Annotated in this window: 7 protein-coding genes; 3 read left to right on the forward strand and 4 right to left on the reverse strand. The window is 67.2% G+C overall.

The features are described 5' to 3' along the window. Nucleotides 1-216 precede the first annotated feature (216 nt). Both parC and AX702_RS06815 read left to right on the forward strand, forming a co-directional pair. Nucleotides 217-2472: a DNA topoisomerase IV subunit A gene (gene parC, locus AX702_RS06810; RefSeq protein WP_066777861.1), complete on the forward strand. Its 2256-nt coding sequence runs from the start codon at nt 217-219 to the stop codon at nt 2470-2472. A gap of 130 nt (nt 2473-2602) precedes the next feature. Continuing rightward, nucleotides 2603-4210 carry a putative bifunctional diguanylate cyclase/phosphodiesterase gene (locus tag AX702_RS06815; protein ID WP_066777864.1) on the forward strand — a complete coding sequence of 536 codons (1608 nt, stop codon included), beginning with the start codon at nt 2603-2605 and terminating at the stop codon, nt 4208-4210. Here the strand turns inward: AX702_RS06815 and AX702_RS06820 are convergent. Genes AX702_RS06820 through AX702_RS06835 form a run of 4 tightly spaced genes read right to left on the reverse strand, consistent with a single transcriptional unit; the run spans nt 4180 to nt 7056 of the window. Continuing rightward, a complete protein-coding gene (locus AX702_RS06820) occupies nt 4180-5370 on the reverse strand; it encodes a CCA tRNA nucleotidyltransferase (RefSeq protein ID WP_066777867.1) in 1191 nt (396 codons plus the stop codon). The two genes, AX702_RS06815 and AX702_RS06820, sit on opposite strands and share 31 nt — an antisense overlap. Beyond that, complete coding sequence (locus AX702_RS06825) at nt 5358-5960, reverse strand: CoA pyrophosphatase (protein ID WP_066777869.1); 603 nt, start codon at nt 5958-5960, stop codon at nt 5358-5360. Before AX702_RS06825 ends, AX702_RS06820 begins: the two co-directional genes overlap by 13 nt. After that, nucleotides 5957-6517, reverse strand: coding sequence for a DUF1285 domain-containing protein (locus tag AX702_RS06830; protein WP_066777871.1), 561 nt, complete (start codon nt 6515-6517; stop codon nt 5957-5959). The genes AX702_RS06825 and AX702_RS06830 overlap by 4 nt, the downstream gene beginning before the upstream one ends. A gap of 38 nt (nt 6518-6555) precedes the next feature. Continuing rightward, nucleotides 6556-7056: a GNAT family N-acetyltransferase gene (locus tag AX702_RS06835; RefSeq protein ID WP_066777873.1), complete on the reverse strand. Its 501-nt coding sequence runs from the start codon at nt 7054-7056 to the stop codon at nt 6556-6558. A gap of 104 nt (nt 7057-7160) precedes the next feature. On the opposite strand from AX702_RS06835, the gene AX702_RS06840 reads away from it, so the two are divergent. Then, nucleotides 7161-7532 (forward strand): dihydroneopterin aldolase, encoded by a 372-nt coding sequence (locus AX702_RS06840; protein ID WP_066777876.1) that lies wholly within the window; start codon nt 7161-7163, stop codon nt 7530-7532. Nucleotides 7533-7624: the final 92 nt, after the last annotated feature.

A 7624-nucleotide genomic window follows, 5' to 3' on the forward strand; every position in this document is an offset into this window, starting at 1 on the left:
GTTCAGCTTGTCATCCCGCCGTGATCGGGGATCCAGTGTGCCGCGAACGCGGACGCCAGAGTTCTAGCGACCTCGACTGCGGAGCCTTGGATCCCGGATCAAGCCTGGGATGACATTCTGGTGATCAGCGTCGGCCCCTTGTGGCACGCGCTGCGCCTGTAGGACAGTGAGCGGAACGGTTGTGGAACAAGGGCGCTCCCTGCTAGCACGCACGCCATGCCGACCGATGCGACCGTGTTGCCGCCCGACAATCCGCCCGTGGGCGTATTCGATGCGCCGTTCGATTCCGCGCTGTCGGAGCGGTATCTGGTCTATGCCTTGTCGACGATCACGGCGCGGTCGCTGCCGGATGTGCGCGACGGGCTGAAGCCGGTGCATCGCCGCTTGCTGTGGGCGATGCGGCTGCTGCGGCTTGATCCCAGCCAAGGATATAAGAAATGCGCGCGCGTCGTTGGCGACGTGATCGGCAAATATCACCCGCATGGCGATCAGTCGGTCTATGACGCGATGGTCCGGCTCGCGCAGGATTTTGCGCTGCGTTATCCGCTGGTCGACGGGCAGGGCAATTTCGGCAACATCGATGGCGATAACGCCGCCGCCTATCGCTACACCGAGGCGCGGCTGACCCAGGTCGCGATCGACCTGATGGACGGGCTGGACGAGGATGCCGTCCTCTTCCGTCCGACCTATAATGGCGAGGAGCAGGAGCCGGAACTGTTCCCCGGGCTGTTCCCGAACCTGCTCGCGAATGGGGCGAGCGGCATCGCCGTGGGCATGGCGACGAGCATTCCGCCGCACAATGCGGCCGAGCTGCTGGACGCCGCGATCGCGCTGGTCGATGATCCGTCGGCCGATCCGCTGGCGTTCGTGGCCGGGCCTGACTTCCCCACAGGCGGGCTGCTGGTGGATCCGCCGGCGATCATCCGCGAAGCCTATGCGACCGGGCGCGGCGCCTTTCGGGTGCGCTGTCGCTGGACCGTGGAGCGCGAAAAGGGCGGCGGCTGGCAGATCGTGGTCAGCGAGATCCCCTATGGTGTCCAGAAGGGCAAGCTGATCGAGCAGATCGCTGGCCTGGTGAACGACAAGAAGCTGCCGATCCTGGCCGATGTGCGCGATGAATCGGATGCCGAGATCCGCCTGGTGCTGGAGCCGCGCAGCCGGACGGTCGATCCGCAGGTGCTGATGGACGGGCTTTACCGCCTGTCGGATCTGGAAACGCGCGTTCCGTTGAACCTGAACGTGCTGGACGCCCGTCGCACGCCCCGCGTGATGAGCCTGGCCGAGGCGCTGGCCGCCTGGGTGGAGCATCAGTTCGTGGTGCTGCGCCGGCGTACCGAGCATCGGCTGGCCAAGATCGCCGACCGGCTGGAGCTGGTGAAGGGCTATATCATTGCCTTCCTCAACCTGGACCGGGTGATCGAGATCATCCGTACCGAGGACGAGCCCAAGGCGGTGATGATGGCGGAGTTCGCCCTGACCGATCGGCAGGCGGAAGCGATCCTCAACATGCGGCTGCGCAGCTTGCGGCGGCTGGAGGAAATGGAGCTGAAGCGCGAGCAGGACGCGCTGGAGAAGGAGCAGGCCGACCTTCAACTGCTGCTGGGATCCGATGCGCGGCAGCGGACGCGGATGAAGAAGGACCTGAAAAAGGTTCGCGACCGGTACGGCCCGGAGACGGCGCTGGGCAAACGACGTACGACGATCGAGGAAGCCGCACCGGCGCGCGAGATCCCGCTGGAGGCGATGATCGAGCGGGAGCCGATCACGGTGATCCTGTCGCAGCGCGGCTGGATCCGCGCGATGAAGGGGCATGTGGACCTTGCCTCTGCCGAGACGCTGAAGTTCAAGGAAGGCGACGGCCCAGCCTTCGCCTTTCATGCGCAAACGACGGACAAGCTGCTGCTGGCGGCGGAAAATGGCCGTTTCTACACGCTGGCGGCGGACAAGCTGCCGGGCGGGCGCGGGTTCGGCGAGCCGGTGCGGGCGACGATCGATCTGGATGGCAACCTTGGCATCGTCCGGCTGCTGCGCGCGGACCGGGATTCCAAGCTGCTGGTGGCGGCCAGCGACGGTCGCGGCTTCATCGTGCCGGTGAACGACGTGCTGGCGGAAACGCGCAAGGGCAAGACGGTGGTGACGCCGAGGGCCGGCGCCAAGCTGGCCGTGGTCCGGCCCGTCGCCACGGACGACGATTATGTCGCGGCAGTCGGCGACAACCGGAAGATGGTGGTCTTTCCGCTGAACGAGTTGCCGGAAATGACGAGGGGGCAGGGCGCCCAGTTGCAGCGGTATCGCGACGGCGGGCTTAGCGATGCGATCACGTTCCGCTATTCGGACGGGATCAGCTGGCCCATGGGGGGCGACACCGGGCGCACGCGAACCGAGGCTGACGTTTCCGCGTGGCGCGCAGCGCGGGGGGCAGCCGGCCGGATGCCGCCGACGGGCTTCCCGCGGAACAACCGGTTCGCCTGAAAGCCGTTGCAAGTTCAAGGAAAGTTAACGAGCTGGCGCTAGGACCAGCACAATGCCGTTGGTCGCCGCGTTGAGAGTAGCTGAAGAGCCAAGCCCCCCTGCATTCGACAGGACGGCGGCCGAAGTAGCGATGGATCTGCTGCCCATTGCGGCCGTGATCGTCGCGCTGGACTCGGGCAGTTTGCAGATCAGGCTGTCCAATGTCGCGTTCCGCCGCTTGGGTCTGACGACCGATCCGGCGAATTGCGCCCTTACGCGCGACCTGGGCGGTGCGCTTGCAGCCTTTCTGAACGGGAACAGCCCGCGCGAGCAGCGTAGCTGGCGCACCGGAGATGCGGTGGAGCAAAGGTGGTTCGACGTCACCTTTGCCCGGATCGACAGCGATCATTCGCCACGCTGCCTGGTGACGCTGGTCGACCAGACACGGGGAATGCGCACCGAGGCCAGCCTGCGGCGCGAGATGAACACCGACAGCCTGACCGGCCTGCCGAACAGGGCCGGGTTCGGCGACCTTCTGGAGGCGCGGATTGCCACCGGGCTGACCAATTATGCCGTGCTGGTGATCGATCTTGATCGGTTCGGCCGGGTGAATTCATGCCTTGGCAGCATGGCCGGCGACGAGATGCTGATCACCGTCGCGCGGCGTATCAAGGGCTCGCTGCGTGCCGGCGACGTGCTGGGTCGGATCGGCGGCGACGAGTTCGGCGTGCTGCTTCAGACGCGCGGGGAACGGGCGGAGGCCGACCATGCGGCGCGGCGGATCCAGGACGTGCTGGCCACCCCGATTCGGCTGAGCGATTTCGAGATCCGAATCACCTGTGCGATCGGCATGGCATTCGGAGCCGAGACGACCGATGATGCGGAGGACGTGATCCGCCACGCGCAGTTTGCCGTGCGCCGGTCCAAGGAAACGGGCCAGGCCGAGGCGTATGACACGCGCGCGCTTGATCGTGCGCGCGAACGGTTTTCGATGGAAACGGCGCTGCGCCGAGCGATCGAAGCGGAGCAGCTCAGGCTGCACTATCAGCCGATCTGCGATCTGGCGACCGGCCGAATCGTGGCCTTTGAAGCGCTGGCGCGGTGGACGGCGGAGGACGGGAGCGAGATCGCACCGGCCGATTTCATTCCGGTGGCGGAGGAATCCGGCCTGATCGTGCCGCTCGGCCGCTGGGTGGTCGATCAGGCGCTGCGCACGCTGGCCGCGTGGGATGTGCGGGGCGGCCGCCCGCTCGACGTGCAGATGGCGGTGAACATCTCCCCAATCCAGTTGCAGCGCGATCTCATCCCCCCGATGGTGACGGCCGCTTTGGCGAGCCATGGCCTGGCAGGGAGCCGCCTGAAGCTGGAAATCACGGAAAGCGCGCTGATCGCCGATCCCGACGGCAATGCCGAGATCCTGCGGGCGCTGAAGGCCACCGGCGCGACAATCGCCATGGACGATTTCGGCACCGGCTATTCAAACCTCGCCTATCTCCAGAAACTGCCCATCGACACGCTGAAGATCGACCGCAGCTTCGTTACCGACATGATGGCGGATCGGGACAAGATCGCCATCGTGCGCGCGGTGCTGAGCCTGGCGGCGGCGCTGGGCATGGCGACCGTGGCGGAGGGGATCGAAAGTTCGGCCGTGGCGCAGACGCTGTCCGCGCTCGGCTGCACCTACGGGCAAGGCTATCACTTCTCGCGCCCGCTGACGGCGGCGCAGGCCTATGAGTTGCTGTCGGCGCCGAGCAACTGACCCGTGACCATGTCCGCGATCTGAGCGGTGCGGGACGCGTCGGGGAAGCCTTCCGCGATCCAACGCGTCTCGATTTCCCGCAACGCACGGGCCACCTCCGGCCCGCGTGCGATGCCGCGGGTGACGAGATCCCCGCCGCCGACCGGCAGGCGAGGGGGCGACCAATCCTGCAATTCCTTAACGTCCGCGCCGGCCAGCAACAGTCGATCGAGCGCGATTTCGCGCCCTACGCGATAGGCGAGACCGCGCGCGCCTTCTGATCCAGGCCCGTCATGGGCGGCGATCAGGCGCTTTCGATCGGCGTTCGACAGGCGAAGCCGGGCGCCGACCGCTTCGGCCGTTGCCGGGGGGATCAGCGCCGCCAGCCGCCGAATCGCATCGGGTGCGACGCCTGCCGCCGCCTCAGCCTCGGCCAAGGCCGTCAGCGCAGGCACGTCCACGATCTCCGGCAGTACCGGCCGGAAGATCCCGCGCTCCACCATCAGCGCCACGACCGGCACCGCACCTTTTGCCACCAGCAGCTTCAGCAGTTCGGCAGAGATCCGCTCCCGCGACAATGCCATCAGGTCATTGGCGCGATCGGTACAGGCGTCCAGACCGGCGGAATCGGGCGTGTCGCCGAAGCGCGCATGGAAGCGGAAGAACCGCAAGATGCGCAGGTGATCCTCCGCAATGCGACGGTACGGATCGCCGATGAACCGCACCCGCCGCGCGGCAAGATCGTCCAGCCCGCCGAACCAGTCGAACAGCGTTCCGGAGACCGGATCTGCGTACAGCGCGTTCATCGTGAAGTCGCGGCGAGCGGCATCCTCCTGCCAGTCGTCGGTGAACGCCACTTGCGCGTGGCGCCCGTCGGTCGCGACGTCGCGCCGCAAGGTGGTGACTTCCACGACGGTGCCGGCGGAAACTGCCGTGATCGTGCCGTGTGCCAGCCCGGTCGGGATCGCCTTGATCCCGGCGGACGCCAGGCGCGTGATCACCTGTTGCGGCGGATGGGCGGTGGCGATGTCGATGTCGGCGACCGGCAGGCCAAGGAGCGTGTCGCGCACCGCCCCCCCGACATAGCGCGCCGCGCCTTCCTCAGCACCGAGTGCCGTGGCGAGGGCATCCAGTCCGGGGCGCGTGCGCCAGGATGCCGGCGGCAGGGTCAGTCGCTCCATCGCAGGCGCCGGGCGAGGTTGACGATCATGGCCGCGGTCGCGCCCCAGATCCGGCGATCATCCCACATGATCTCGTAATAGCGCCGCTCGCGACCCTCCCATTGGGTGCGGGCCTCGACATGGTTTGCGCTGTCCAAAAGGAAGTCGAGCGGCACTTCAAAGACGCTGGCGACCTCCGCCTCCGACGGGCGGAGCGTCAGATCGGGCGGCACGACGCCGACCACGGGCGTGACGGTATAGCCGGTTACCGTCTGATAGCGATCGGCCTCTCCCACCACGGTGACGGCGGAGGGGGGCAGGGCGATCTCCTCGTCCGCTTCGCGCAGCGCGGCGGTGATGGCGTCCTCCCCCGGATCGAGGCGTCCACCAGGGAAGGCCACCTGTCCCGCGTGGCGGCGAAGCGTTTCGGTGCGCTGCGTTAGGATCACGCCCGGCCGCGGCCGATCGGTGACGGGCACGAGAACCGCCGCCGGCTTCAGCGTGCCGCCGGTGGCAAGCGCCAGATCGCCGTGATCGCCCGCGAGGAGGATGGTCTGCTGCGCCATCCCCTCCGTCAGCGCCCGGCCAAGCCGGTCCACCAGCGACGTCATGGCGCGATCGGGAAAAAGGCGCCGGCGCTCCAAACCCCCGGCGGACTCTCGTCACCGGCAAGCGCACGTTCGGCGAGCTCGTAATAGAGCGGGCGCGCGATCAACGCCTCCAGCCCGCCGCGCACATGCACATAGGGGTGCGGGCCGTCTTCATGCTCCACGAAGCGGAGCGGGTGATCCGCGGATGCGGTCACCACCTCACCCGTGTTGAGCCGGAAGGCGAGCGAAGCGTCCTGGCCGTCCCCTTCCGCCTTCAGCTCCACCGCCACGAAAGGAGCATCCTCCACATCGATGTCGAGCTTTTCCACAGGGGTGACGAGCACGAAGCCGCCATCCGGCTCGCGCCGCAGGATGCGACTGAACGCGCGCACCATGGCGATACGGCCGATCGGCGATCCCTGGTGATACCAGGTGCCGTCGCGCGCGATGCGCATATCGCTATGGCCGCAGTGATCGGGGTTCCACTGCTCGACCGGCGGCAGTCGATCCGCCTCCGCCAGGCGGGCGATGTCGGCGATCGTCAGCGTATCGAAGTCAGGTGAAGGTGCCATCGGCATGGCAACGACCTAGGGGAGGGCAAGGCTCCCGTAAAGGATCAGCCGGCCGCGCAAACGTGCGGGCCGATCGACCCGTCACCGCCCGGAACGCCCTCTCCCTTCGCGAGCAGGCGATGGCGCTCCACCGGGCCCGGCAAGCGCCATCCTGCGGTGTCTTTCGCGCTGAACCCGAAGAAGCGGCCATAATATTCCGGGTCGCCGATCAGCATCAGCGGGATGCCGGAGACTCGCGCCAATGCCCCCGCGACCAACAGGCGCCCAATGCCGTCACGCTGCCGCTCCGGCACCACCGCCACGGGGCCGACGAGCGCCATGGGAACACGGCGGCCGTCATCGCCGCTGAACAGGACGGGCCAGAGCTGGATCGTTCCGAGCAACGCGCCGTCTTCCACCGCCGCGAGACTGGGGCCGAGCAGTGCGGGTACGCCAGCGCGCAGGCGATAGGCGGTGCGGCCATGCCGATCCGTCCCGAAGGCACGGTCGAGCAGCTGCTCCACCGCGCCGTTTTCCACCTGTTCAAGACCGATCAGTTCGATCACCCGCACCTCCCGCCCCCAAGATCGAGGGGTGGCGCGCTCTACCGAGTCGCAGTGGTAACGCAAGTGGCATGGCGCGAACGGCAATGTCCGGCTAAGCGCGCGGCGTGGAAGACATGCTCGAACTTGAAGTGCACGACCTGGAAGTGCCGGTGCTGACCGGCGTCTATTCCGAGGAGACGCACCTGCCGCAGCCGCTGCGAATCTCGCTGACGGTTCTGCTTGATGCGCCCGCGCGTTTCGCGCCGGATACGCCGCTTGCCGCTTCGAAAAACTATCTGGACCTGAAACATGCGGCGACTGCCGCGCTGCCGCCGGGGGTTCACTTCACGCTGATCGAAGGCGTGGCCGATCATATCGCCGAAACATTGTTCCTGCAGGATTCGCGCGTTCGGCGGGTGAAGGTGAAGATCGTCAAGCTGGCGATCGCCGAAGAGGGCGAATCGATCGGGATCACCCTGCTTCGGCATCGTCGCTGAACGCCTGACGACCTGACGCCCGGTCGACGCCGGGCACATCCTTGAACGCGCGGGAGGGTTTTCTCGCGGAACTCAGGCGACCGGCGGGGCGG

The organism is Sphingomonas sp. CCH5-D11 (genome assembly GCF_001557395.1).
Taxonomy (GTDB): Bacteria; Pseudomonadota; Alphaproteobacteria; order Sphingomonadales; family Sphingomonadaceae; genus Sphingomonas.

Coding starts and splice junctions, on each gene's coding strand:
- parC (WP_066777861.1), top strand. CDS start 217: ATGCCGACCGATGCGACCGTGTTGCCGCCCGACAATCCGCCCGTGGGC.
- AX702_RS06815 (WP_066777864.1), top strand. CDS start 2,603: ATGGATCTGCTGCCCATTGCGGCCGTGATCGTCGCGCTGGACTCGGGC.
- AX702_RS06820 (WP_066777867.1), bottom strand. CDS start 5,370: ATGGAGCGACTGACCCTGCCGCCGGCATCCTGGCGCACGCGCCCCGGA.
- AX702_RS06825 (WP_066777869.1), bottom strand. CDS start 5,960: ATGACGTCGCTGGTGGACCGGCTTGGCCGGGCGCTGACGGAGGGGATG.
- AX702_RS06830 (WP_066777871.1), bottom strand. CDS start 6,517: ATGCCGATGGCACCTTCACCTGACTTCGATACGCTGACGATCGCCGAC.